Source organism: Sphingobacterium sp. UBA7038 (genome assembly GCF_002494055.1).
Lineage (GTDB): Bacteria > Bacteroidota > Bacteroidia > Sphingobacteriales > Sphingobacteriaceae > Sphingobacterium > Sphingobacterium multivorum.
Map to the genome: position 1 here is coordinate 16,266 of NZ_DLAV01000037.1, position 25,387 is coordinate 41,652.

25 protein-coding genes are annotated in these 25,387 nt (G+C 38.3%); 14 read left to right on the forward strand and 11 right to left on the reverse strand.

Features of this window, described 5'->3' with window-relative positions; translation table 11 throughout:
* The first annotated feature begins 20 nt into the window (after nt 1-20).
* The 4 genes from B3H30_RS21165 to B3H30_RS21180 all read left to right on the forward strand — a co-directional run bounded on the left by B3H30_RS21165 (nt 21) and on the right by B3H30_RS21180 (nt 3,441).
* Nucleotides 21-977, forward strand: coding sequence for a hypothetical protein (locus B3H30_RS21165; protein ID WP_070563055.1), 957 nt, complete (start codon nt 21-23; stop codon nt 975-977).
* Nucleotides 977-1,396 carry a hypothetical protein gene (locus B3H30_RS21170; protein ID WP_231585177.1) on the forward strand — a complete coding sequence of 140 codons (420 nt, stop codon included), beginning with the start codon at nt 977-979 and terminating at the stop codon, nt 1,394-1,396. The genes B3H30_RS21165 and B3H30_RS21170 overlap by 1 nt, the downstream gene beginning before the upstream one ends.
* Nucleotides 1,397-1,457: 61 nt before the next feature.
* Nucleotides 1,458-2,645, forward strand: a complete 1,188-nt coding sequence (locus tag B3H30_RS21175) for an aspartate aminotransferase family protein (RefSeq protein ID WP_070563059.1) — start codon at nt 1,458-1,460, stop codon at nt 2,643-2,645.
* Between the two features lie 34 nt (nt 2,646-2,679).
* Nucleotides 2,680-3,441 (forward strand): SGNH/GDSL hydrolase family protein, encoded by a 762-nt coding sequence (locus B3H30_RS21180; protein ID WP_070563238.1) that lies wholly within the window; start codon nt 2,680-2,682, stop codon nt 3,439-3,441.
* Nucleotides 3,442-3,510: 69 nt separating this feature from the next.
* Here B3H30_RS21180 and B3H30_RS21185 read toward each other — a convergent pair whose 3' ends face one another.
* Nucleotides 3,511-4,707 carry an MFS transporter gene (locus tag B3H30_RS21185; RefSeq protein WP_070563062.1) on the reverse strand — a complete coding sequence of 399 codons (1,197 nt, stop codon included), beginning with the start codon at nt 4,705-4,707 and terminating at the stop codon, nt 3,511-3,513.
* A gap of 65 nt (nt 4,708-4,772) precedes the next feature.
* A complete protein-coding gene (locus B3H30_RS21190; protein WP_070563065.1) occupies nt 4,773-5,960 on the reverse strand; it encodes a class I SAM-dependent rRNA methyltransferase in 1,188 nt (395 codons plus the stop codon).
* Nucleotides 5,961-6,186: 226 nt separating this feature from the next.
* On the opposite strand from B3H30_RS21190, the gene B3H30_RS21195 reads away from it, so the two are divergent.
* Nucleotides 6,187-6,960, forward strand: coding sequence for a hypothetical protein (locus B3H30_RS21195; RefSeq protein WP_139144922.1), 774 nt, complete (start codon nt 6,187-6,189; stop codon nt 6,958-6,960).
* 15 nt (nt 6,961-6,975) lie between these two features.
* Here the strand turns inward: B3H30_RS21195 and thrC are convergent, their stop codons facing one another.
* From thrC to thrA, 3 genes are all read right to left on the reverse strand, one after another.
* Nucleotides 6,976-8,283 (reverse strand): threonine synthase, encoded by a 1,308-nt coding sequence (thrC, locus tag B3H30_RS21200; protein WP_070563071.1) that lies wholly within the window; start codon nt 8,281-8,283, stop codon nt 6,976-6,978.
* A gap of 152 nt (nt 8,284-8,435) precedes the next feature.
* Nucleotides 8,436-9,374, reverse strand: coding sequence for a homoserine kinase (locus B3H30_RS21205; RefSeq protein ID WP_046672011.1), 939 nt, complete (start codon nt 9,372-9,374; stop codon nt 8,436-8,438).
* A gap of 87 nt (nt 9,375-9,461) precedes the next feature.
* Complete coding sequence (thrA, locus tag B3H30_RS21210; protein WP_070563074.1) at nt 9,462-11,909, reverse strand: bifunctional aspartate kinase/homoserine dehydrogenase I; 2,448 nt, start codon at nt 11,907-11,909, stop codon at nt 9,462-9,464.
* Nucleotides 11,910-12,445: 536 nt separating this feature from the next.
* On the opposite strand from thrA, the gene B3H30_RS21215 reads away from it, so the two are divergent.
* Nucleotides 12,446-13,027: a C40 family peptidase gene (locus B3H30_RS21215; RefSeq protein WP_046671999.1), complete on the forward strand. Its 582-nt coding sequence runs from the start codon at nt 12,446-12,448 to the stop codon at nt 13,025-13,027.
* Between the two features lie 105 nt (nt 13,028-13,132).
* Nucleotides 13,133-13,645 (forward strand): phosphoribosyltransferase family protein, encoded by a 513-nt coding sequence (locus tag B3H30_RS21220; protein WP_070563077.1) that lies wholly within the window; start codon nt 13,133-13,135, stop codon nt 13,643-13,645.
* A gap of 9 nt (nt 13,646-13,654) precedes the next feature.
* Here B3H30_RS21220 and B3H30_RS21225 read toward each other — a convergent pair whose 3' ends face one another.
* The 5 genes from B3H30_RS21225 to B3H30_RS21245 all read right to left on the reverse strand — a co-directional run bounded on the left by B3H30_RS21225 (nt 13,655) and on the right by B3H30_RS21245 (nt 19,533).
* Nucleotides 13,655-15,121, reverse strand: coding sequence for a LysM peptidoglycan-binding domain-containing protein (locus B3H30_RS21225; protein ID WP_088162916.1), 1,467 nt, complete (start codon nt 15,119-15,121; stop codon nt 13,655-13,657).
* Nucleotides 15,122-15,305: 184 nt separating this feature from the next.
* Entirely contained in the window at nt 15,306-15,503 is a 198-nt protein-coding gene (gene tatA / locus B3H30_RS21230) for a twin-arginine translocase TatA/TatE family subunit (RefSeq protein ID WP_088162917.1), read from the reverse strand.
* Between the two features lie 93 nt (nt 15,504-15,596).
* Nucleotides 15,597-16,910, reverse strand: coding sequence for a murein hydrolase activator EnvC family protein (locus B3H30_RS21235; protein ID WP_088162918.1), 1,314 nt, complete (start codon nt 16,908-16,910; stop codon nt 15,597-15,599).
* A 108-nt stretch (nt 16,911-17,018) separates the two neighbouring features.
* Nucleotides 17,019-17,822, reverse strand: a complete 804-nt coding sequence (locus B3H30_RS21240; protein WP_088162919.1) for a DUF4292 domain-containing protein — start codon at nt 17,820-17,822, stop codon at nt 17,019-17,021.
* Nucleotides 17,812-19,533, reverse strand: a complete 1,722-nt coding sequence (locus B3H30_RS21245; protein WP_088162920.1) for a tetratricopeptide repeat protein — start codon at nt 19,531-19,533, stop codon at nt 17,812-17,814. Before B3H30_RS21245 ends, B3H30_RS21240 begins: the two co-directional genes overlap by 11 nt.
* A gap of 235 nt (nt 19,534-19,768) precedes the next feature.
* On the opposite strand from B3H30_RS21245, the gene rplM reads away from it, so the two are divergent.
* From rplM to B3H30_RS21275, 6 genes are all read left to right on the forward strand, one after another.
* Entirely contained in the window at nt 19,769-20,212 is a 444-nt protein-coding gene (gene rplM / locus B3H30_RS21250; protein ID WP_046671993.1) for a 50S ribosomal protein L13, read from the forward strand.
* An 11-nt stretch (nt 20,213-20,223) separates the two neighbouring features.
* Nucleotides 20,224-20,610: a 30S ribosomal protein S9 gene (rpsI, locus tag B3H30_RS21255; RefSeq protein ID WP_070563091.1), complete on the forward strand. Its 387-nt coding sequence runs from the start codon at nt 20,224-20,226 to the stop codon at nt 20,608-20,610.
* 18 nt (nt 20,611-20,628) lie between these two features.
* Nucleotides 20,629-21,426: a 30S ribosomal protein S2 gene (gene rpsB / locus B3H30_RS21260; protein ID WP_075994149.1), complete on the forward strand. Its 798-nt coding sequence runs from the start codon at nt 20,629-20,631 to the stop codon at nt 21,424-21,426.
* 195 nt (nt 21,427-21,621) lie between these two features.
* Nucleotides 21,622-22,458: a translation elongation factor Ts gene (tsf, locus tag B3H30_RS21265; protein WP_075994150.1), complete on the forward strand. Its 837-nt coding sequence runs from the start codon at nt 21,622-21,624 to the stop codon at nt 22,456-22,458.
* A 186-nt stretch (nt 22,459-22,644) separates the two neighbouring features.
* A complete protein-coding gene (locus B3H30_RS21270; RefSeq protein ID WP_286834850.1) occupies nt 22,645-23,508 on the forward strand; it encodes an SDR family oxidoreductase in 864 nt (287 codons plus the stop codon).
* A gap of 143 nt (nt 23,509-23,651) precedes the next feature.
* A complete protein-coding gene (locus tag B3H30_RS21275; protein ID WP_286834843.1) occupies nt 23,652-24,473 on the forward strand; it encodes a helix-turn-helix domain-containing protein in 822 nt (273 codons plus the stop codon).
* Here B3H30_RS21275 and B3H30_RS21280 read toward each other — a convergent pair.
* Entirely contained in the window at nt 24,470-24,730 is a 261-nt protein-coding gene (locus B3H30_RS21280; RefSeq protein ID WP_088162922.1) for a hypothetical protein, read from the reverse strand. The two genes, B3H30_RS21275 and B3H30_RS21280, sit on opposite strands and share 4 nt — an antisense overlap.
* A gap of 194 nt (nt 24,731-24,924) precedes the next feature.
* On the opposite strand from B3H30_RS21280, the gene B3H30_RS21285 reads away from it, so the two are divergent.
* Nucleotides 24,925-25,308 carry a hypothetical protein gene (locus B3H30_RS21285; RefSeq protein WP_286834844.1) on the forward strand — a complete coding sequence of 128 codons (384 nt, stop codon included), beginning with the start codon at nt 24,925-24,927 and terminating at the stop codon, nt 25,306-25,308.
* Nucleotides 25,309-25,387: the final 79 nt, after the last annotated feature.

Here is a 25,387-nt window from a genome sequence, read left to right on the forward strand (position 1 = left end):
ATTAGGTTCTAACAGATACTATGAAGGAAAATGGCACATATCATGATGGGCTGGAGCCTACAAATCTTCCAGCATCGTTGCGTGAAAATCCATTTGGCTTACCTGAAAATTATTTCAGTGATTTAGAATCAAAAATAATTACGCAAGTCAAATTGGTTGAATGCAAGGAAGAATCCATCTTTGAGGTTCCAGAAGGATATTTTAATAGCTTATCTGACGCCATAATGTGTAAGGTTGCGGAAGATAGTTTAAAAAATCAGGTTACTACAGACGGCTTTGAAATTCCTGAAAATTATGCTTCTGAACTATCTTCAACTATCTTCAACCGAATTTTAGAAGACAAATTAAAAGAAACGATTGCATCGGATGGCTTTACCATGCCTTCTGCTTATAATCAAACCCTTGAAGACTCCATCTTCGCCCGTTTAGCGGCGGAGAAATTGAAGGAAACAGTTCCGACAGATGGTTTTACAGCTCCTGTTGGCTACGAAGAAATAGTTGAATCGACAATTTTTGCTCGTATTGCTGAAGAAAAACTAAAAGAAACGATTGTGACTGCAGGTTTTGATGTACCACAACATTATTTTGAGATTCTTTCGGACAGCATCATTGATCGTGTTCAAATGCTTGAAAAGGATAATACACCGATCCGTCAGATTGGGAAACCTAAAAAATGGTACGCTCGTTATGCGGTTGCGGCATCCTTTGCGGCTATGTTGAGTATAGGCGGATATTGGGGTTATCAATATCAACAGCAAAATACGACTCCTGTAGAAGCTGTTGCAGAAGAGCAGTTAAGCCAGCATTTGTCAGAAATTCCTAAGCAGGAAATCATTAATTACCTTGCGGAGTCGGCTTCTGGTGACGATATGATCTATATGGCCCAGTATACTGACGAAGCAAATCTCCCTACTAAGGGATTTGGAAGTAATATATCTAAACAAGAAATAGAAGATTATCTAAATTATACCTTATAATGATGTTCAATAAAAAATACATATGGATAACATTGTTCTTTAGTATATTTTCTATTGCCTTGGGCTTTGCGCAAGACAAAAATCGATTTCAAGCTATAGAAAATGAAAAAATAGCTTACATTACTAAAGAACTGGATTTAACTCCGAGAGAGGCTCAGCAATTCTTCCCGCTCTATAATGAATACAGCCAAACGCTTTGGGATATCAGGAAAGAAAAATTGAATGGTGCTCCAAAAAATAGTTTTAGAGGTGGCTCCAGAGACGTCTTACAGTATGATGCTAAGGAAGTGGAGATCAAAAAAGAATATCGGGCCAAATTTGCCAAAGTTATTGGCAATGCGCGAGCATCGCAATTTTTTGAAGTAGAACAGGAATTCAGGGAACATCTATACAAATCCCTGCAGAATAGAAGAAAATAATCTCGAAAATAAAAAAGAAGTCTTGAAGACTTCTTTTTTATTTTCGGACATTTGTAAGATCATGTTAAGCAACAGAGAATTATTTTTAATGAATACCGCTCAAACATCTAGCTCACCTAGATTGGTTGAAGTAGTTAAGGCTGAAGGTGTCTACCTTTATGGCCCAAATGGAGAAGAATACATGGATTTGGTCTCTGGCTTCAATGTCAGCAATATAGGCCATCGTCACCCGAAGGTTTTGGAAGCTATAAAATCACAATTGGACCAGTACCTACATGTCACCGTTTATGGTGAATTTGTGCAGGCCCCACAGGTGCAATTTGCTACAGAATTATTAGCAGAACTTCCTCCTAATTTTCAATCGGTTTACCTCACCAACAGTGGAACGGAAGCCGTAGAGGGATCAATGAAAATAGCAAAGAAATATACCGGTCGCAGGCAGATTATCGCTGCAAAAAAGGCGTACCACGGCAGTACACAAGGCGCGCTCAGTCTTATCGGAAACGATGCGTACCGTAAAGCGTATGCCCCCCTCCTTCCCGAAATAGATTTTATCAAGTTTAATGATCTGGACGATCTAACAAAGATTACGGAACAAACTGCTGCTGTCATCCTCGAAGCTATTCAGGGGGAAGCGGGTGTCCGAGTCCCGGATATCGCTTACATGCAAGCCGTCAGAAAACGCTGTAATGAAACAGGTACCCTACTGATCTTTGATGAAATCCAAACTGGTTTTGGCCGCACAGGCCGTCTCTTTGCTTTTGAGCATTTTGCTATCGTCCCAGATGTCCTGATGCTTGCCAAAGGAATCGGTGGTGGCATGCCCCTAGGCGCATTTGTTGCAGCCAAAGAAGTGATGGATGTTATTAAGGATAATCCCATGCTTGGACATATCACGACTTTTGGGGGCCACCCCGTAAGTTGTGCCGCAGCACGGGCTTCACTGGCTGTTATCAAGGAAGAAAAATTGGTAGAACAGGTCGAGCGAAAATCGCTTTTATTTAAAGAAAAACTCCGACACCCTGCAATTAAAGAAATTCGAGGATTAGGTCTTATGATGTGTCTGCAATTGGATTCCTTTGATCAGGTTTACAACGTGAGTAAGTATTGTGCTGAAAACGGGGTTATGATCGATTGGTATCTGCATTGTGAAACAGCACTGCGTGTCGCTCCTCCATTGACTATTACAGATCTGGAAATTGAAAAAGCGTGTAACATCATTATAAAAGGTTTGGAAAAGTATGCTTAAAGTATGTAACTTTAAACATAACAAAAACCTAATAATGAACACAAACCGCAGATCATTTATCAAAAAAAGCATTATTGGTTCCGGTCTATTGACTGGTGCCAATATACTGGGAAACGATGTATTCGCTCACGAATCCACCGCCAGTTCCTCAAAAATCAGTTTAAATAACGACGACATCATTTTATTTCAGGGCGATTCCATTACGGATGTGGGCCGAGATAGAAACAATAGAAATGCCAATGATACCGCAGCACTTGGACATGGTTATGCTCTATTGGCTGCCAGCCAGCTCTTAAATAAATATTCGGCAAAAAAACTAAAGGTATATAATACAGGTATTAGTGGAAATCGTGTGCCCGATCTTCAAAAGCGCTGGCAGGAGGATACACTGGAAATAAAACCCACTGTATTGAGTATTTTGATCGGTGTGAACGATTTCTGGCGAACAATCGACCGCGGAGCACAGACAACGGTTGAGGAGTATAAATCCCAATACCAACAGTTACTACAGGAGACATTACAAAAGCTTCCAAACGTCAAATTGATCATTGGAGAACCTTTTGCAGTAAAGGGCGTAGGTCACATTACTGAAGCGTGGTATCCAAAATTTTTGGCCTACCAAGAATCCGCTCGTGAGGTCGCCAAAGAATTTGGCGCAATTCTAATTCCCTATCAAAAAATATTCGACAATGCCCAAAAGAATGCTCCTGGTGCCTACTGGGCAGCAGATGGTGTACACCCTACCCTTGCCGGCGCACAGATGATGGCCTCAGCCTGGATGGACTGCATCAAATAATAACAAAAAAGAGCGGATATTTTATTGAAATCCGCTCTTTCGTGTTTAACATGCGCCTATATGCCAAATCTAGATTTCTTTGTAAGGTGTTTTTTGTAGATTGGGAAGAAAATAAGCCACAATACCCATCAATGGCAGGTAGGAACATAGGTGATAAATAAACTCGATGGACGTATGATCTGCCTGCCAGCCAAGTACAGCGGATCCAATCCCTCCCATTCCAAATGCAAAGCCGTAAAATAAACCTGAAACCATGCCCAACTTCTTAGGCAATAGTTCTTGTGCATAAACAATAATTGCTGGAAAAGCTGATGATAAAATCAATCCAATAATCACGATTAGTATTCCCGTCATCGTAAGTCCGACATAGGGTAATGCTAATGCAAATGGTGCAACGCCCAAGACGGAGAACCAAATGACATATTTGCGACCAAATCGGTCCCCGAATACTCCGCCCAGTAATGTTCCCACCGCAACAGCTATCAGAAAATAAAATAGATAGACTTGTGCTTCCACTTCATTAATCCCAAATTTCTTGATGGTATAAAACTGGAAATAGTTTGTAATACTTGCTATATAGAAGTATTTTGAAACAATCAGTAAGAGGAGTATAACAACGGTCACGACGATTCGGCTATTGGGTAGATCAGGCACGCGTATTGTTTTCTTCGTTGATTTGGCAAAGCTTTGAAGTCTCTTTTTATACCAACTACCAATATAATAAGATATAAATTGGCCAAGAATCGTAAATAAGCACATCCAGGCGATCGCCTGCTGCCCTCTCGGTAATACCAAAAAAGCGACAATGATTGGGGCCATTGCGGTCCCTCCATTTCCTCCAATCTGAAAAATAGATTGTGCCATACTTCTTCTCCCTCCCGATGCCATATAAGCTACACGAGAAGATTCAGGGTGAAAGATTGAAGAACCAATCCCGACCAGAAAAACAGAAAATAAGATCCATTCATAACTATGTGCTTTCGAAAACAAAAGCATACCGAGAAGGGAAAAAGACATCCCAATGATCTGAGAGTATGGTACAGGATGTTTGTCCGTAAATGAGCCTACAACGGGCTGGAATATTGAAGCTGCTATCTGATAAACCATTGTAATCATCCCAACCTGAGAAAAGCTTAGATGATGCTCTTCTTTGAGCAAGGGATAGGTCGCCGGTATCACTCCCTGAATCATATCGTTCAAAAGATGCACCATGCTCACGGCAAACAAAATAGAAAAAATAGGTCTACTCGTCTTCTCTTGTATCATGACGTTGTTCAAAAATTAAAAAGGTTGATTTGTTAAAATCAACCTAAACTATCTTCATATAATAATTACAATACGCGCACCAACAATCCTTTCAGATACTCGCCTTCTGGGAACGAAGCCCGGACAGGATGATCTTCAGGCTGATGAAATTGTCTGATAAACTGAATTTCCTTACCGGCATCCAGTGCAGCCCAAGCGAGCACCTGTTTGAAGGTATCCATGTCCATCGCACCTGAGCAAGAAAATGTCGCTAATAAACCACCACTATTTAACAACATCAATCCGCGGCGATTGAGGTCTTTATACGCCCTTGATGCTCTTTCCAATGCAGATCGAGAGGGCGCATATTTCGGTGGATCCAAGACAATAAGATCAAATTTTTCCCCTTCATCAATGAATTTACGCAATTGCTTGTTTACATCAGACAATATTGCGCTATGTCGACTAAGTTCAAAACCATTTTCAATAATATTCTTTTCCAGGGTTTCAATAGCCAGTGCAGAACTATCTACAGATATAACTTCTGCCGCCCCACTTTTCAAGCTATTTAACGTAAAACCACCGGAATAGCAAAAACAATCTAGGACGCGTTTATTTGAAACGTAATTGGCCGTCAGCTGGCGATTTTCACGTTGGTCGCAATAAAATCCCGATTTTTGTCCATCAATAATGTTCACCTTATAATGAATGCCATTTTCGATAACGTCGACAAATTCAGATGGAAGTTCTCCAAACAAAAGCCCATTGGTATCAGGTAAACCTTCATGTTCGCGAGATTTCAGATCACTACGCTCATAAATTCCTTTGGGTTGCAGCAAAGCATTCAATTCATCGATAATAACTGATTTGACTTTTTCCACCCCAACTGAATGAACCTGAATGGATATAAAATCCGCGTATTTGTCTGCAATAAGTCCAGGAAGAAAATCTGCTTCAGCAAAGATTAAACGAACCGTATTGGTGACACCTTCTTGCAACAGATGCTGTCTTGCTGCTACAGCCTTCTGAACGCGTGCACGCCACCAATCTGCATCAATCTGTGCTTGAGGGTTCCATTCCAATAAACGAATGGCTACACGCGAGCTATTGTGAAATAGACCATAGGCAATAAATTCACGTTCAGCATTGTAAACGCCAACAACTTCGCCATCTTCAATCTTATCGGACAATGATTTAATTGCTCCAGAAAATACCCAAGGATGCAATTGCCAGGCAGCTTTATCCTTACCCTTATTCAAATAAACTGATTTCATTGTTGCAAAATTAACGTATTAATTGTAAAACCCTGCTTCTTTATTTGTCAAAAAATAAATGAAACAATTATTCTTGTATATTTACAAAATGAATTTAAAACACTTATTATTAACCACAACATTTATTTGTTCGCTTTTTTCGTGTAAAAAATCAGATTCTGAACTCACAATTAAAAATGAGGAGGATCTTGAGCTTGTCGAGTTGTCTAGATTTGAAAAAACAGAAATGAAAGTCAGCCAAGCAATTAAAGCTGAACCATATTTTATGGTAGGCTATGGATATGATGCAAAAGAAAACCTACTTTTTGTCAATAAGGGGCTACGTGCAAAAATCATTGATACCGAAAAATTAAAGGAGTCTTCCTATATTTCTAGAACAACGGGCTTTTCAAGTGGTGGTGCATTTAGCGAAGATATTAATAAGGAGGGACTATTGAGAAGTCTGAGAATACAATTTGATCATTACGGGGAGCAACTCGTTACAACGGAAACAGATGCATTGGCACGCATTCCCTCGGACCAGAAAATGCAACTAACCAACTATTATTCTGAAGGATTTCAATACAGCATGCTTTTCTTTGCAGTAAAAGATCCGAAATTTCAAAATCAAGACTTCATTAATTTTGTTCAGAACAACAGTCCAGAACTTATTGTAAAAAAGTATGGCACACATCTCATTTTGAGTTGCACCAAGGGGGCGTCCGTAAATCTTATAAAATACCTGGACAAAAAAACTGTGCTTGATGACAAAGTCATAAAAGATTGGAAAATTGTAGCGTTTGTTTCAGGTGCCAATCTCCGATTATTTGATATGCACCCGATAAAAAATACCATTGATGTCAGTGCATGGTTAAGTTCATTGACGGAAGAAAATGGAGATTTCATAAGATTTGGGCGAGAGCAACCTATCCCCATCTATGACTTAATCTTAGATAAGGATAAAAAACTTGAATTAAAGAATTATATTGATACTTATCTTGGTATAAAAAAGGGCTCCTAAAGGAGCCCTCAACGTTTAGTTATGGTTGATTAAATATTTTTTGAAGGCTTCGAAATCAACTTTTAAAAGTTCCGCTAATTTTTCTTTTCCTTGCAATGTTTCTGCACCGGCAGGCAACACTATTTTTCCAAATACATCTGCTGCTATTGCGTCGGGGAATTTGCAGGGATGTGCTGTCGATAAGAAAACCGAAGCGTAATGACCTGGATGCTCCTTTGCATAAGCACGAGCGCCAAGCCAGGCGATTGCTGTATGCGGACAGGCGATATAGTTCGATTCTTCATATAATTTTTGCATTCCTTCTTTTGTTTCTTCATCTGTAAATGTATAAGAAGAGAGCATATTTTTTAATTCCTCCACATTTCCGCCAAAAAGATCCTGTATACGCACCCAGTTGCTGGGATTCCCAACATCCATGGCATTGCTTAAGGTTTGAACAGAAGGCAATGGTTCATATTTGCCGGAAGAAAGGAATCGAGGAACGGTATCATTGACGTTTGTTGCAGCTACAAAATGCTTCACTGGAAGTCCCATTTTATAGGACAATAAACCAGCCCCGATATTACCAAAATTACCACTCGGCACTGTAAACACGACCTCATTGATTCCTTGTGACTTCAATTGTGCATACGCATAAAAATAATAAAATGTCTGTGGGATCAGCCGTGCTATATTGATTGAATTAGCGGAGGTCAAACGCAATACAGCATTGAGTTCTGCATCACTAAAAGCTTGCTTTACTAATGCCTGACAATCATCAAAAGTTCCTTCAACTTCAATAGCACGAATATTTTGTCCATTGGTGGTCAATTGTAGTTCCTGAACTTCCGAGACTTTACCTTTAGGATATAAGATCGTCACACGTGTTCCTTCTACGCCCAAAAAGCCCAATGCAACAGCTCCTCCTGTATCGCCTGACGTCGCAACAAGCACGTCCAGTAATTTATCGTCAGTCTTTGAAAAATAGCCCATAACCCTGCTCATAAACCGAGCTCCGAAATCTTTAAAAGCATAAGACGGCCCATGAAATAGTTCGAGCACAGCCGTGCTGTCGGTCAAGAATCTTACAGGAGCATCAAAATTGATGGCATCGTTCACAATCTGTTTTAAATCGCCTTTGGGAATATCTTTTCCCAATAGTGTAGAAGCTACTTCGAAAGCAATCTCCTGCAAGGAATACTGTTGAATATTCTTAATGAATAGCGGGTCCAATTGTGGAATCTCTTCAGGCATATACAATCCTTTGTCTGCAGGGAGAGAATTGAAGACCGCATCTTTAAAGGAGACTTCTAATGTTTTATTATTTGTACTATAAAATTTCATATGTAAATAATTTTGTCAAGGCCATATAAAATATCCTGTTATTTTGATTCGTATTCACTTTAGAATGCGGATATTTCATTTTATTATCTTTTCTGAGCCAATTATCAATTGACCTGAGATTTATAAACCTCGTTTCTGTCCGTAAATAATTTTTAATCTAAAACCCTGGGTCCTTCGACATTGACACGGGAAACATAGCCAAAACTGTCAATTTCATTTTCTTTGAGATGAGTTTGAATTTTGTCGGCGATATCCTTTGCTATTTTTTCGTCCCGTGTTATTGCAACGACAGAGGGGCCTGAGCCAGAAATACCAAAACTCAAGGCACCATTTTTCAAAGCAATCTCCTTCATTTCATAAAACTGGGGAATTAAAATTGCACGTGTTGGTTCAATGAGGATATCTTTCATGCTTCGTGCAATGAGATCGTAATCTTCTTTGAACAATGCAGCGACCAATCCCGCGATATTTCCCCATTGTGTCACGGCGTCTTTCAACAGCACTTTATCCTTTATGAGTTGTCTTGCGTCACGTGTGGGAACATCGACCTGTGGAAAAACCACTGCTGCTACGAGTTCTTTTGGGGAAGGTATAGAAATAACATCCAAAGGTTCATTTCCCCGGATTAATGTGATGCCTCCATAAAGCGCTGGAGCAACATTATCGGCGTGGCCTGTACCGCAAGCCAAACGCTCACCTTCAACACAAAATGGTAATAATTCTTCTTTTGTCAAAGGGTTTCCGAGCATGGTATTGATGGCAAAAAGCCCAGCTACGGTGCTTGCTGCGCTGGAACCTAGCCCAGATCCAATTGGCATATGTTTATGCAATTCGATTTCGACACCTACCTTTGATGAGATATTCAGGGCTTGTAATAGATATTGCACACAGGCAGATACGGTGTTCTTACCGGGATCGAGCGGCAGTCTTCCATCGTCACCAGTTATTTCCCGAATCGTTACTCCAGGTTGTTGCGTACGTCGCATCACCACCTCATCACCGGGTTGCTCAACAGCAAAACCCAATATATCAAAACCGCAGATCATATTTGCGACAGTTGCAGGTGCAAAAACACGAACTTCCGACAGCATGCTGTCTAAATTTATCACCTTATCTTTCAGATACTCCACATTTAAATTATTGGCCATCACGTAATTTTTATTTTCCTTGAATAGTTTTTATGCTCCGACATTTACCAAATCTGCAAATACACCGGCAGCTGTCACCTCAGCTCCCGCACCAGGACCTTTTACGACAAGGGGACGTTCTTTATAACGCTCTGTTGTAAACGATATAATGTTATCGCTGCCTGATAAAGCATAAAAAGGATGGTTTTCATCAACAAACTGAATCGCAATGGATACCTTTCCATTTTCCAATTTCCCGATGTAGCGGATTACTTTATTTTCATTGGCTGCTTTCTTCTTCATTGCTTCGAAATATTCATTTTCCTGTTGCAATTCTGTATAAAAAGAATCTACTGTATCTGCTTTCAAACATGCTGGAGGTAATATTGCACCGAGGTCTACATCTTCGGCCTCAACAGCATACCCCGCATCTCTCGCCAGGATGAGCATTTTACGCATAAAATCTACACCACCTAAATCATCCCTTGGATCTGGCTCGGTGTATCCCAGCTCCTGAGCCTGTTTGACGATATCATAAAAAGAAGCATCTGCTTTAAAATTGTTGAAAATATACGAGATTGTCCCTGAAAGAATAGCCTCTATCTTCAGAATACGGTCACCGCTCAGCATCAAGTCTTTGAGCACCCTGACGATAGGCAATCCTGCACCTACATTTGTTTCATAAAAGAAATCTACACCGTGTCGATGAGCAGTATCGCGTAATGTTTTATATTGCTCGAATTTACCTGAATTCGCAATTTTATTGCAGGTGACGATTGAAATATTGGATTTAAAGATATCTTCGTAGTAGGTTGCAGGTAATTTGCTTGCAGTATTATCGATAAATACACAGTTCGGCAAATTCAGCGCTTTCATTCGATCTATAAACAATGCCAGGTCTGATTCAGTTCCATTTTTAGCAAGTTCATCCGACCAATTATTTAAATCAACACCTTCGGTATTGAAAAGCATTTTACGGCTATTGGAAATTCCAACAACTTTAATTTCAATATCATTTTTATCCAATAGGAAGTCATGTTGATTTTCCAATTGTTTAAATAAAGTTGCACCAATGTTACCGGTACCGATATTAAATACATGCAGCGTTTTCTTTAGCTCTGCAAAAAACGCATCATGTACGGCATTAAGTGCCTTCGCTAAATCTTCTTTACCAATAATTACAGATATATTGTATTCGGATGATCCCTGTGCAATAGCACGGACGTTGATACCGTTGCGTCCTAATGCTGCAAATAATCGACCGGCCATGCCGGGAGTTTTTTTCATATTTTCACCAACGATAGCTAAGACCGACAGGTTTTCTTCGATCGCAGGAACGACCAGTTTATTTGCCTGGATTTCAAGCTCAAACTCCACTTCGATCAATTGTATAGCGCGTTTGGCATCCGATGGATTGACAGCAAATGTGATGCTGTGTTCGGAAGATGATTGCGTGATTAGCACAACATTGATCTGCTCTCGAGCCAATAGCGTAAAAAGCCGCCCGCTAAAACCCGATTTACCGATCATCCCTGATCCACTCAGGTTGATGACAGAAATATCCGAGATCGAAGAAATCCCCTTGATTGGCAGCGCAGTTTTTCCACTATCAAACTGAATCACTGTCCCTGAAAAATCAGGCTCAAAAGTATTTCGAATAACTATCGGTATTTTCTTTAAGAAAGCCGGAATCATCGTTGGAGGATAAATCACCTTAGCACCGAAGTAAGATAACTCCATTGCCTCTGTGTATGATAATACAGGCAAGGAAAACGCTTTCTTCACAATACGTGGATCGGCAGTTAACATCCCATTCACATCTGTCCAAATTTCAATGGCTGTTGCGTCCAGTATCGACCCGAAGATCGCTGCGGTATAATCTGATCCACCTCTTCCCAAGGTGGTAATACGTCCATTTTCATTACTTCCGATAAAACCGGTGACAAACAGTAGTTTATCACCATGCGTGATATACAATGATTTCACCAATTGCTCCGTTAGCATTTCATTTAAATGTGCATTACCAAAATTTGAATCAGTTTTCACATAATGGGATGCATCTACAAATAGAGACTCGGGAATATATTGTTCCATCACCTTAGATACCATATAATTTGAGCAACGCTCACCGTAGCTAAGGATCAAATCTTTACTTTGATTACTCAGCTCCTTTAGTGCAGAAATTCCTTGCAGGAGATCTTCTATCTCATTAAAAAACAACTTTAGCTTTGTAAATACAGGATTTTGATATTTCACAGCCAAGAGCTCTTTGACAACCGTAAAATGCTTATCTTCCAAGGACTTTAGACCATCCGAAAAGGACTTTCCTTCGGCAGCGTCCTCCGCCAGTTGGGTAAGTAAGTTTGTTACACCTGACATAGCTGACAACACAACCAATGGTTTTTCCTTTGCATCGTAAGATTTTTTTACAATGCTTAAGACCGCCTTTAGACTTTCTACCGTCCCGACCGATGTGCCTCCAAATTTTAAAACTTTCATACTGTTTTATACTGTTTGTTTAGATTGATGATTTTTATGCTAAAAAAAGAAGCGCTTTCCTTTGTCGAGGAAAGCGCTTCTAAATATTGTGTCTACAATTATATACAACGAAACTACTTCCTCCTGAGTTTTATCCCGGTGGTAATAATAATCGATGTAATAATTGTATTTGTGTTCATTGCTATTGCTTATGTTTTGTAAATATAGAACAAATATTATCACTTTACCAAAGAAAATTAATATTTTTTTTTAGATTCACAATGAGAGCCCAAATAGAGTGGCATTCTATCAGATAGACATTTTTTTTAAGTGTAGCAAACAATCTACTTTATGTAGCCGACGATTGACAGAACCATTAATTTTCAATAAGTCTAGGTGGGTCCGATAAAGATGTTAAAATTGTTAAAATTTCGTTAAATACCTTAAAATAAATTTGACCTTAAACTGATATTGTATTATATTCGCAACAGTGCTGTCCAAAATAGATGACAGTGTTGAATTTTTAAAAGTTAAATGTTGTACAAAAAAGCGATTTAATGAAAACAAAGAAATTTATAGCGTCAATGCTATTTATCGGCTTATGTCTAGTGTCGCAGGCACAAACCAACAGAAACTCCAAACCAGAATCAGATCCTGATAACCTAGCGAAAGAATACTTTTCACAAATTATGGGAGTTGCAGTCTCAGCAACAACAAATACCAAACTTTATCAATTTGTTTACGAATGGTTGGGTACTCCATACCGTCTAGGAGGAGATTCAAAAAGAGGCATTGATTGTTCTAAATTTTCTTATGAATTATACGACAAAGTATTTAATACTTCGTTAGGATATAATAGCAGAAATCAATATTCTCAAGTCAAAACTGTCGAAAAAAATGAGCTAAAAGCAGGTGATTTGGTATTCTTTAAAATTAGAAGTAAAAGTATCACCCATGTTGGTGTTTATATTGGCGACAATAAATTTGCACATGCCTCATCTAGCAAAGGAGTTATGATCAGCAATTTAGATGAACCATACTGGAGACGTTATTATTACAATGGCGGTCGCTTACCAGAAGATAATAGATCGCTTACTGCAGAAATATTAAAAGCAGAAAAAGATAATAAATTGAATTAATAAGATCGGTTCGATCTAGGAAAGTCCAAAGCGTTTAACTCGTTTTGGACTTTTTTTATACAATATAATATCCTATTTTTACCCTATAATCATTGGAATACTATTATGTCTTCAAAGAAAACGCTCATCTTAAATAAAGAACAAATAAAACAAAAATCTATTCGGATTGCCTATCAAATTTTGGAAGACAATTTTGAAGATGAAACACTTGTATTAGTAGGAATTGCCGACCGGGGTTATGTATTTGCGCAACGCCTTCAAGCAATTTTACAGGAGATTTCAACGAAAGAAATTCTGCTGATTAAAGTTACCATGAAGAAAACGAGTAGATCACTGAGTGCAAGCACAGACATACCTGTTGATATTGCAAAAGACAAGACCATCATCTTGGTTGATGATGTGTTGAATAGTGGTAGAGCCTTAGCTTATGGACTGGGTGTATTTTTGAACGTTCCACTGAAGAAAATGAGAACGGCTGTATTAATTGATAGAAGCCACCATAAGTTCCCTATATTTAGTGACTACTATGGCACGAAGCTTTCAACGATATTAAGAGAACATGTTACCGTTACTCTTGAAGAATTTGATAAAGAAGAAGATGCAGCATGGTTAATTTAAACCATGCTGTTATTTCTTTGAGACTTTCAATTTCATCCCCGGTTTTATCCGGCTTCCGTTTAAATCATTTTCACTTTTAAGTCGACCGACTGATGTACCATTTTTATCTGCGATATCAGATAAAGTATCGCCTTTCTTCACGACATAGTAAGCTGTACGTGTAGCGCTAGCGGCATGCTGTTGATTCTTCTTTGAAGATCTTTCTGTATTACGAGCTAATTTCGCGTTTACGAAATCATCCTCCTTTTTTATCAGTAAGTTTTGTCCAGGGACAATTTGATTGCCGCGCAGGTTATTCCACGATTTTATATCCTGTACTGTTACTTCAAACTTGTCAGCAATGGAAGCGAATGTCTCACCAACTTTCACTTTATATTTGCCATTTTGTAAAGGTTCACTCAAATTTTCCGTCTGACTAAGAGTTGCGGAAGATATTGGTGTGTTGAGAGCTGCATACAATTCTTCTGAGGCAATCTTTTTATCCAAAACAGGTAACACCAATCGCAATGGAGACTCTTCGGTACCATTTAATACATTTCTTTTAAAACTAGGATTCAATGCACGTAATGTCTCTTTTGAGACATGTAAAGCATCCGCTATTTGGTTCAATGAAATCCGTTTATTGATATCTAATGCTTGAGTTCTTAGTGAAAGTTCAGTATCCGCAGCATTGATATCATTTTCGTCCGCGTATTTCATCGCATATGTCATTGCGATGAACTTAGGGATATAGTTTTGGGTCTGTTGTGTTAGATATGGTGCGATATCCCAAAAAGTAGCATTCTCTTTTCCGGAACGTTGGATCGCACGGCTAACCGCTCCTTTACCACCATTATAGGATGCTATCGCTAATAGCCAATCGCCATATTCATCGTAAGCTTCTTTTAAGATTTTTGCGATGGCATAACTAGAAGCAATCGGATCCATACGTTGGTCGGTATAACTGTCCACTGTAAGATGATAAGTTTTGGCTTCATAATACATCAATTGCCATAAGCCTGTTGCTCCGGCACTGGAGATATCGCGTGGATTTAATGATGATTCGACTACACTTAGATATTTGAGTTCCCGTGGCACTCCAACTTCATCCATGATTTTATCAAACAATGGGAAATAGTATTGCCCTAGTCCCATCATCCTACACATATAAGGGTTATAATTATCCGACGTATATTTAGCAACCAGATCTTTCACTCGCGGTGAGTAGTCCAATGGAACCTCACGTTCTATTGCTTTCAGTTTCCGCACGAGCTGTATATCTTCATCTGTAATTTCAGCATCATGCTTCCCGTTATTTCCGGAAGATTTTATACTGTCAAGGTATTGGTAAATCTCTTGTTTTTCTTTTTCGATACTTTTTTGAAAGAAGGTATGGGCGGCTTCTTTCATGCCTTCTACAGCGCTTTCTTGGGCCATGAGTGGTAGTACATAGCATACCCCTCCTAGTATTGAAATTAACGTCTGTTTTCCGATCATAAATTTACTGTTAAATCCGAGTTTGATTCATCTGCTGAAAAATCAACAATAATCTAAACGTTTAGAAATGGATTTTAGTATAAAAATGGTTTTCGCCCTATTTAGCTGTAGGTCGAGTATAAAACAAAATACGATTTTGTTCCTCACAAAATCGTATCCATGCTATATGGGATCAAAACCTCCCTTATTTGTTATCTTCTATTTCAGATTTTTTTTCAGGTGAAGACTCATCTTTTTGGCCTTCTTTAAATTCCTTAACTCCTTTACCCAATCCGCGCATCAATTCAGGAATCTTCTTGCCACCAAATAATAGTAACAATATTACTACAATGACAATTAACTCTTGCCCCCCGATTCCCATGATTAATAATGATGTTGACATAACTATAATTTCTTGTTTTTCAATTCTTTTAAACTAAAACTTTTCTCTCTCTTTACAAATGTAATGATAATTATTAAATATAGTAATTATTTCTTATCTCGCCAACCATGACATCGGATTCAGCGGTGTTGTTCCTTGTAGCACAGAAAATTCTACCATCGGAACTCCCGTATCCGAGTCCACATCAGCCGTTCCTATAGTTTGGCCCGTGCTTACTTTTTGCCCTTTTGAAACACTTACACCAGCCAAATTCATATACACAGTAAAGTATTCACCGTGTTTAATCATGACAATACGCTGCCCCATCATCGATACTATACTCAAAACTTCTCCATTAAATACTGCTTTCACAGCCGAACCGCTTGATGTTTGTATTTTAACAGTTTCGTGATCCCAATTGACATTTCTACCGACACTTTCCGAACCAAACTCTTGCATAATCTTCGCATTAGAAACAGGCCAAGGTAAACTACCGCGATTAGATCTGAAGTCATTTGAAAGTTTGACTGCTTCCGGTGTGCTACGTAAGACTTCAGAATCTGATTTTCGAGTAGTATTACTGCCTTTCGAACTTGTATTGTTCTTACCTTTTGTAGTTGATGTAGACTCATTCGCTTTGCGGTTACGCTCAGCAGCCGCTTCTGCCGCACGACGTGCCGCCTCAGCCCGTCGACGTTCAGCCTCAATTTCTCTTCTAATGATCTCCTTAATGGCCGCATTAATACGACGCTCCTCTTTTTGCTTTTGGGTAATATCTTTCTTGACACCGCGCTCTGTAACAATCAATTCACTCAATTGTCCAGAATAAACAGATCGCTGTTGAGATATTGTTCTTTTCTCATTTTCCTGCTCTTTCATCAAGGCAACCTGTTTGTTTCGGTCCGCCTGCAATTGAGCTATTTTTTGTTCAATCTGTTTCTTGGTATTTTCGATATCAGCAGCTTTCAGCTTTCTAGAATCATTAAACTGTTGTAAGTACTTAACCCGTCGGAACCCCTGATTAAAATCCTTTGATGCAAAAATAAACATCAATTTATTATAGGCATTTCGGTTTCTGAACGCAAACATCACCATCTTTTCATAGTCACGTTTCATCTTCTCCAATTCAGCCTTCAACTTATTTACGGCAGCGGTATTGGCATTGATATGTTTGTTGATTACAGCGACTTCCGAAGTAATGGTATTTATCTTCTGCTCGCGCAAATTAATCTGCTTACTCAATGCTGTCACTTGTTGTTGGGTCAGTGATTTTTCCTTTGCAATCTCTTTGACCGTATTTTGTAATTCAGCAATTTCGCGGTTGAGTTTCTCACGCTGTTTTTCAAGTTCAGCCCTAGTCTGCGCCGATGAAATCCCAATCATGAATAGGAAAGCAGCTATACCAAGTATTGTCTTTTTAAAGTTCATTTACAGTACTATTTTTTTGTGTTTGCCATCTTTCTATCCTATCAATTCACCCTATACTTTAGCAAACTAATTGCGAAAGTAATAAATCTAAAGGAAATAGACAGCTTCTCATCGGATTACTTTATAACGTGACGATACTGAAAAAGGCATTTCGACCGGTTCATTAAAAGTCACTTTGTTAAAATTTATCTCTGTTTTTATCTCTTGACGACCATCAGAAATGATCATTTTTAAAAGCATCGGAAATTCCTGCCCAGAAGCCATGGCATATTCGCCGTAATTGGCTTCCAACAACTGTTTCTTTGAAAGTTGCGCTAATCTAAATTGATAAGGCCTATTGTTATTATTTAATTTATATAAAAAATCTAGTTCATTCAGTTTGCCATCTAACTGGACAGACATCGAATCCTGCTTAAAATTAACCTGATCAATATCGGACAATAGATTCACCGAAAGATTTGCAAGCAACAAATCTTGTAGGTTCCCGAAAGTTAAATCCGGGCTGGCAAAACGATATAGATAGTCAAATGGCTTAACCATATATTCGCTCTGAAATTTATTTAAGATTTGTACACTGTCTGGAGTTATCAATACCCGGGCAACTTCTATACCCAGTGTGGCAGAAATGGAAATCCAAATCCTTTTATCTTTCTCTATTCTAATAGTGGAAGTGACATCATAATTATCCTTCCCAAGATCGAGACGCATTTTTGCTTTTCCAGAAAAAGTAGAATAATTCAAATTAGTCAAAAAAAGATTACGTAAGCTATTTTTCTTTGCTTCCCTTGTATTATCTTTTATCGTCAACTCATTTTCAGCTTTCAGATCAGCACCTTTTAGTAGCTTCTTCTTAGAACTACAAGAAGAAAGCAGCAACACAACAGCACTAACCCAAACAATTTTATTCCACATAGCTTTTAGTCTCAATCTTCTTTTTCAATTTCAGCTTACTCTCCTCCGTATCAGTCCCCTTTTCTAAAGCCAGGTTCCACTGCTTAACGGCATCTGTTGTTTTCCCTAACTTACTAAGAATGTCGCCGTAATGCTCCAGCAATACAGACGTTTGCGGATTTGTATTTTTTAACGCTTTTTGAATCCACACCAGCGCATCATCATATTTTCCGTTTGCGAAAAGTACCCAAGCATAGGTATCTTCAAAAGTTCCATTATTGGGCTGCAATTTCGTCGCCATTGCTGCATACTTTGTAGCATCATCAAGTCGTTCTTTTCTTAACGACAAATAGTATGCTAAATTGTTCATGGCCGTCACATTTGTACTATCCAATCGAATAGCTTCGATATAAGCCGCATCAGAGGCTTTATACATCTTAAGTGAATTATAAATATCACCTAATCCGCCATAAATATTTGCCTGTAGAAAAGGTGATTCATCCTGTGCATTATTAAGTGCGGCTTCCATAAACTTCCGGCTATTCTCCATGTCTTTCTTCATCAAATAGGCCATGCTTGTAAAATAGAGTATGGTTGCATTATTGGCCACATAGTGTAGCGCTTCCCCACCATGTGCAATGGCTTGATCAAATTCGCCTTTGTCCATATCCAAACTCATCAGCATCCGCCAAGCATCAATTTGATAAGGGTTCATACTCACTGCAACTGCTAGCGAACTTTGAGCGGCTGACTTATCGTCTCTCAACCATAACACTTGTCCCTTTGCCATATGGCTTTCGGCAATACGTGGATGAACTTCAACCAAGATATTGACCAGTTCCAAAAGTTGGTCTTTTGAATAGGGGCCCTTCGGATTCAACAAGGTCATTATAATCCGATTCTTATCTGCAAAGTCAACTTTCTTAGATTGAAATCCTTGTTTAAGTGCATCGAAAGATAATTTCATCTTTTTATCAAATCGATAGAGATCAGCCAAATCGAAATAAAGAAAATCCTCTTTTGTTGTCTGAATTCCTTTATTAATATAGTCCAATGCAAGCTTCGAGTTTTTGGAAAGATTATAAGCTTGTGCTAATTGACCATATACTTGAGCCAGCGAAGTTCCTTTGTCTGCCCAGGGTTTCAAAAGATCAATGACCGCTTTATAATTACCAGCATCATTTAACAAGACACTACCAACCATGTCCAATGTATCAGAAGCGACTGCAATCTCTTTGGTTTTATAGAAATACTCCAAAGCCACATCCTTGTATCCGCCATTGAAAAGGAGCATGATACGCTCCCGTTTTAGTGAGGCTGTATTATTGTCATCTTGATCTATCAACTTATCGAGATAGATTAAAGCACTATCCGCCTCGTTTTTACTTTTAAACGCATCTACGGCAAAACTTAGATATTCAGGCTTAGACTGAATATTCAACGCTTCTTTTATGGCTTCGATTGCTCCATCTTGATTTCTCATCTGTGCAAGAAGGATTGCCTTTGTAAAATAGATATCATCTGCTTGTGGGTAATCCGCGAGTATGGCGTCCAAAGAATCCATCCCTGGACCAATTTTCCCTTGCTTCAATATTTCCTGTACGTTTTTGAATCGTGCATCGTAAGGTTTAGGTTTTTTATCCGAAGATTGTGCCTTTAATGAACCCAGTGCTATTAGAAATACACCAATAAAACTTAAAAAAAATCGTTTATCTAAAAAATTCAATCTCATCTACTTCCGCTATAATAATTTAAAAATTCTTCCTGCAATATACTAACTAATGTAACAATATTCATTCGAGGAAGTTGTAAAAATATTGAGATTAGTGGGGCTCGTTTGAAATTCAACTCGTTTTCAACAAAATAAGCAAAATAGATTTTAAAATATAGAATAATAGATGTACCTTTGCAGACCCTTGAGATAAGGGAAGGAAAAATATTTTAATAAATTATTTAAACAAAAGCAAGTGAATACGTTAAGTTACAAAACTGTCTCTGCCAACAAGAACACCGTTAACAAAGAGTGGATCGTTGTTGACGCTGAAGGAGAGATTTTGGGGCGCTTGGCGAGCAACATCGCGAAAGTAATTCGTGGTAAGCATAAGCCTACATTCACCCCTCACGTAGACTGCGGAGATAACGTGATCGTTATCAATGCGGACAAAATCAAATTGACAGGAAACAAATTAGGCGACAAAGTTTACGTTCGCTACACTGGATACCCAGGTGGTCAACGCTTTGTTTCTCCAAAAGAGTTAATGGCTAAATTCCCTGAACGCATCATTGAAAAAGCTGTTCGTGGTATGCTTCCTAAAAACCGTTTAGGTCGTCAATTGTTTAAAAACCTTTACGTTTATGCTGGTACTGAGCACAAGCATGAAGCACAAAATCCAAAACCAGTTAAATTTTAAGGAGAATCGTCATGTCAACAACTAACACTTCAGGAAGAAGAAAAACTGCTGTTGCCCGCATTTACTTAACTGCTGGTAGCGGAAACATTATCATAAACGGTAAAGACTACAAAGAGTATTTCCCAACATTACCTTTGCAATACATCGCTACACAGTCATTGAACGTAGCTGGTGAATTAGCAAACTTTGATGTAAAAGTAAACGTTAACGGAGGTGGTGTTAAAGGTCAAGCAGAAGCTGTTCGCTTAGCGATCGCAAAAGCTTTGGTTGAACTTAACCCAGAAGTTAAACCTGCATTACGCGCTAAAGGTTTAGTAACACGTGATGACCGTATGGTTGAACGTAAGAAACCAGGACGTCGTAAAGCTCGTAGAAGATTCCAATTCAGTAAACGTTAATCAAAGGAGGATCAAAAAATGGCAAGAACTACTTATCAAGATTTATTGGATGCAGGTGTGCACTTTGGTCACCTTACACGTAAATGGGATCCGAAAATGGCTAAGTACATTTTCATGGAACGTAACGGTATCCACATCATTGACTTGAACAAAACTCTTACGAAATTAGAAGAAGCTGCTTCAGCTATCAAACAAATCGTAAAATCAGGTCGCAAAGTTTTATTCGTTGCAACGAAAAAACAAGCAAAAGAGATCATCGCACAACAAGCAAAAGAGGTTAATATGCCTTTTGTAACTGAGCGTTGGTTAGGTGGTATGCTTACAAACTTCGCTACAGTTCGTAAGTCTATCAAAAAAATGTCTAACATTGACAAAATGCAAAAAGATGGTACATACGATGTATTGTCTAAAAAAGAGAAGTTGATGATTCAACGTGAGCGTATCAAATTAGAAAACCTTTTAGGAGGTATCGCTGATTTGAACCGTTTACCAGCTGCTTTATTCATCATCGATGTGAAAAAAGAACACATCGCTGTTTCTGAAGCAATGAAATTGAACATCCCTACTTTTGCAATGGTAGATACAAACTCTGATCCTTCAAATATTGATTTCCCAATCCCAGCAAATGATGACGCTAGTAAATCTATTAGCTTAATCGCCGGTATCATTGGTCAAGCAATCCAAGAAGGTTTGGACGAGCGCAAACGCGACAAAGAAGAAGAAGCTGAAAAAGATGCTGCTGCTGCTAAAGCAAAAGCTGATAATGGTGAAGCTTCAGAAGCTAAACGTCCTCGCAAAGCGAAAGACGGAGAATAATATTTTTATTCCAAACCGGATGGCGTAGCGTTAGTTTCTGGAAAAGTTTACTTTTCTTGAACTAGCCTCTCTGTCCGGTTTTTTGGTTTAACAACACTTGTTTATCAAGGAATGTTAAACTTCATATTAGCTTAACATGTTTTAAGTTAATATTGTACAAATTTCAGTCGTAAATAATAATAAAAAGAAATAAACATGTCAGTACAAATTTCTGCATCAGATGTAAACAAATTGCGTCAACAAACTGGCGCTGGTATGATGGATTGTAAAAAAGCTTTGGTTGAGTCTAATGGTGACTTTGAAGCTGCTGTAGATTACTTGCGTAAAAAAGGCGCTAAAGTAGCTGCTAGCCGTCAAGATCGCGACTCTAACGAAGGTGTTATCATCGCTAAAGCGACTGCTGATGGTAAATCAGGTATCGTAGTTGAAGTTAACTGTGAAACTGACTTCGTAGCTAAAAACGCAGACTTCGTAGCTTTCGCTGAAAAAATTGCAGATCTTGCATTAAACAATAAACCTGCTTCTTTGGAAGAATTAAAAGGTTTGGAACTTGATGGCAAAAACATCGCTGATTCTTTAATCGAGCAAACTGGTGTAATTGGTGAGAAAATTGACGTTTCTAAATACGAAACTATCACTGCTGAAAAAGTTATTGCTTATATCCACGGGAACTACCGTCTAGGTGTATTAGTAGGTCTTTCTGCTGATGCAGCTGGCGCTGAAGAAGCTGGTAAAGATGTAGCAATGCAAATTGCTGCAATGAACCCAATTGCAATTGACAAAGATGGTGTTGATCAAAACACAATCGAGCGTGAAATTGCCATTGCTAAAGAACAAATCATCGCTGAAGGAAAACCAGCTGAAATGGCTGAGAAAATTGCGCAAGGTAAATTGAACAAATTCTTCAAAGATACAACTTTGTTAAATCAAGAATTCGTAAAAGATTCTTCTAAAAACATCGCTCAATTCTTAGATTCTGTTTCTAAAGGATTGACTGTAACTGCTTTCAAACGCGTACAATTAGGCGCATAAGCATACTTCCATTCCATTCAGAATGGAAATTTTAAAGCAGGAGCTATTCGATGAATAGCTCCTGCTTTTGTTTATATCTCTACCTCCATTTATTCCTGAACTATTTTTATCCGCTCCACCGTGGCTTTTATTTTATCCCAAATTTGTGTAACTTAAGGATACATAAAAACTGGACAGTATATGGGCATGTTAAAGGAAAACGCGTTAAAAGGAAAACGAATTTTGATTACGGGTGGTGGTACAGGTCTAGGGAAAGCCATGACAGATTACTTTCTCGAGCTTGGCGCCTCTTGCCTGATCACAAGCCGTAAAGATGATGTTATACAATATACAGCAAACGAATTATCGGAAAAACATCAGGCAAAATGTCTTGCAGTAGCTGGAGACGTGCGAAATTATGAAAATGTCGAACGCGTCGTTTCCTATGGATATGAACATTTTGGGGGGATAGATATCCTCATAAACAATGCTGCTGGAAATTTTATCTCGCCTACCGAACGTTTAAGCCACCGAGCTTTCGAATCTGTTATTGGTATCGTGCTCCAAGGGAGTATAAACTATACCCTAGCGCTGGGCAAACGATGGATTGAGGCAAATGAACAGAATAAAGCTATACTCAGTATCGTAACAACTTATGCTTGGACGGGTTCGGGATATGTTGTTCCTTCTGCAACTGCTAAAGCCGGAGTTCTTGCGCTAACCAGATCTCTAGCTGTAGAATGGGGAAAAAAAGGAATAAGACTCAACGCTATAGCTCCTGGTCCATTCCAAACTTCGGGTGCCATGGAACGGTTACTCCCGGGCGAGTTAGGCGAACTCCTCTCACCTACCAAACGTATCCCCTTAGGCCGCTTGGGCAAACTGGAGGAATTAGCTAACCTCGCGGCCTATCTAGTATCCGATTATGCGAGTTATATCAACGGAGATGTTATCACGATAGATGGTGGCGAATGGCTTAAGGGGGCTGGAGAGTTCAATGGATTAGATATTATTCCTGAAGATCAATGGGATACTATTGAAAAAATGACCAGAAATGCAAAAAGCACTTGATAACCGTTTAAAACAACGAATGATTTATATTTTATTGTGAATACATAACTGTAATCCATGTAGATTTAAGCGAGGAAAAAGTAAAGTCTTTAATTCATTTTTCTTAGGTTTGTAGCGATTATTTTCCAATAGGGTCTGTACATATGATGAATTTATCTTTCGAATCTCAAAAAATCAAACACAAACAAAAATTAGAACTAAACAAAACAGGTTTTGATTTTGCGTTAGTTTATATATCCGAAGGCACACTCGTATCGAAAGGAAATAACTTAAAATTTTCAAAAGAGAATTTACTTTTTTTGAATAAAGATTTCGAAACACTTGAGACAAAAAAAGATACAACTGCATTTGTACTCTATTTCTCCAACTCCTACTTTAAAGATCTGCACTTTATACAACAAAATTTTAGACTTACTCACAACCCGGTTGATATCTTTAACTCGAAGACATTGTTAAATAAGAGCCTATCCCTTAAAAAGGAAAATAAAAAACTGATCGAGCGGGTAATTTCGCTAATTCAACAATATGAGTGTGAAGATACAGCAGAATCAATTTTTATATTCCACCAGATAATGTCCCTCTTCGCTTTAGTCGAAAATATATTGAAGGATCTGGAGCTACCTATTAACGAGTCATATGAAATGTCTCAAGAAATCGATCAATACATACAGCAAAATATTTATTTCCCGGATAAATTACAAATCAGGTCTATCGCAGATCAGTTCCAAATTTCAGCAAATTATTTTGGGGCATTTTTTAAAAAAAGATATTCAAAAAGCTACAAAGTATATATAGATGATATTCGTATTAAACTAATTGAAGAGAGATTAGCATCCAACAGATACACAATGAAACAAATTGTAGAAGAATTAGGATTTAATGATGAAAGTCACCTAACCAATTTCTATAAGAAGAAAAGAAACATTACACCCAGCTCTTATAAAAGAACTAAAAATAGTGCTTAATTGTCAAGCTGGATTATACCATTAAGATCATGATTTAAGGAGCGTTGAATGGCCTCATCCAAAATAAGAATCTTTTTTCCTTGAAAGGTATCTGCATCATCACTTTCAAAATTTGAGGTACTGGAATTAAAAGAATCCAATTTCATCGGGAAATAAATTGGGTTCTCGTCTTCAGCTCGACCAATGGTCAATAAAATATTGTAGCCTTGTAGGCGTAAACTCTGTAAAGTCTGATAATTTAAACGCTTGAAGATCATAGTCCCTATTTTAAGATAGAACAAACATATAATTACATTGTTTTAATGCTTTAATCATTTTTTGTGTTTTTATCTTTCAGAAGGATATTCGAACCCAGAATCTCTTAATACTTTTGGAATAATAGTTTTGCCGAATAAATTCAAAACTTTTTTTTTTGAGAACTGTTTTACAAATGAATAACATGAGTAGGATTATGTCAAAAAAAGAGCATAAAAATGGGAAAGTCGAAGAAGACTATTCCGATATGGATCAGGACCTTGCTTTCAATGAAGAGCTTGACAGTTATGAAATGGATGTCGATGATAATGACCCAGATTATGACCACCCCGCCGACTATGATACAGTAGCTGAGGGCTCAATTGATGATGATTCAACATACGATGATTCTAATCCATTTGTCGGAGATGAATATGCAACACAAGATGAGCTCGAAGAAGAAGATCTAGATAAAGCTAACATGCGAATTGAGACTTTTAAACATGAACGGCTATCCCCTTTGGACAAGAAATTAGCCGAGAACGAAGAAGATCTGAGAGATGATCTTGATGAAGAGGGATATCCCAAAAACAACAGGTAGTTTTTCCGAAAATAACATAGTTTTGAAGGGACCAAAAGGTCCCTTTTCTATTGATTAAAATAGAGATATTCTTCTCAAG